Origin of the sequence: Streptomyces sp. NRRL WC-3549 (genome assembly GCF_000721935.1) — a bacterium.
Classification (GTDB): domain Bacteria; phylum Actinomycetota; class Actinomycetes; order Streptomycetales; family Streptomycetaceae; genus Streptomyces.
Genome location: NZ_KL585421.1, coordinates 72,500 through 73,524, shown reverse-complemented (window position 1 = coordinate 73,524; position 1,025 = coordinate 72,500). Strand labels below are relative to the sequence as shown.

At 78.8% G+C, this 1,025-nt stretch carries 1 protein-coding gene; it reads right to left on the bottom strand.

The genetic code is table 11. From position 1 onward, the window contains the following. Nucleotides 1-1,025: amidase (locus IH13_RS0125675; RefSeq protein WP_031088280.1), on the bottom strand; the 1,025-nt coding region annotated here is incomplete at both ends.

The following is a 1,025-nucleotide window of genomic DNA, read 5'->3' as shown; positions in this document are numbered from 1 at the left end:
GCCGGTGCTCGTACCACCGCCGGTCGGCCTCCAGCTGCGCGGCCAGCGAGATGAGCCGGGCCTCACTGCGGGAGGGGCCGAGGAGCTGGGCGCCGACGGGCAGTCCGTCCCGGGTGAACCCCGCCGGGACGTTGATCCCGGGCCAGCCCAGTACGTTCCAGGGCCAGGCGTACGGGCAGGCCGCGGTCATCGCGAGCTCGGTGCGCCAGGCGCTCAGGCCGTCGTGGGCCCCGACACGGGGTGGCGGGACGGCTGTGGTCGGAGTGAGCAGGACGTCGTACCCGGCGCCGGACGGGCCCGTGCCCCGGTCGAAGAACGCGCCGATCCTGCGGTGCTGGCGCACCTCCCGGGCGCGGGCCGCCCGGACGATCCGGCCGCCGAGCCGGGTCCCCGTGCGCAGGGCGCTGCGGGTGCGCGGGTCCAGGAGGCCGGGTTCGGGGTGCGCTGCGGCGAGTTCCGCGATGCCGGCGGTGGCCCGGGGCACGAAGGCGAGGCCGATCAGCCCGTAGCGGGGGCGGGCCTCCTCGACCCGGTGGCCGAGGCGGGCCAGGGCCTCGGCGAGCGCGGTGACGGCCCGCGCCACCTCCGGGTGCGGGGCGGTACCGGTGAGGGTGAGCGGCGGCCTCAGGGCGAGGCCGATGCGCAGCCTTCCGGGGTCGCGGCGCGCGGCGCCGGAGGCGTCGACGGCGGGCGGGCGGTGCGGGTCGCCGGGGTGGGGCCCGGCTGCGGCGTCCAGCAGCAGCGCGGCGTCGGCGACGGTACGGGCGAGGGGGCCGTTGACGGTGAGGCCCTGGAAGGCGTCGCTGTAGGGGTGCACGGAGATCCGGCCGCGCTGGGGCTTGATGCCGACGAGGTGGGTCCAGGCGGCGGGGATGCGGATGGAGCCCGCACCGTCGGACCCGAGGGCGGCGGGCACCAGCCCGGCCGCGACGGCCGCAGCGGAGCCCCCGGACGAGCCGCCGGGCGTGTGGGCGGTGTTCCACGGGTTGCGGGTGGCGCCGAAGGCGGGCCCCTCGGTGAAGGCC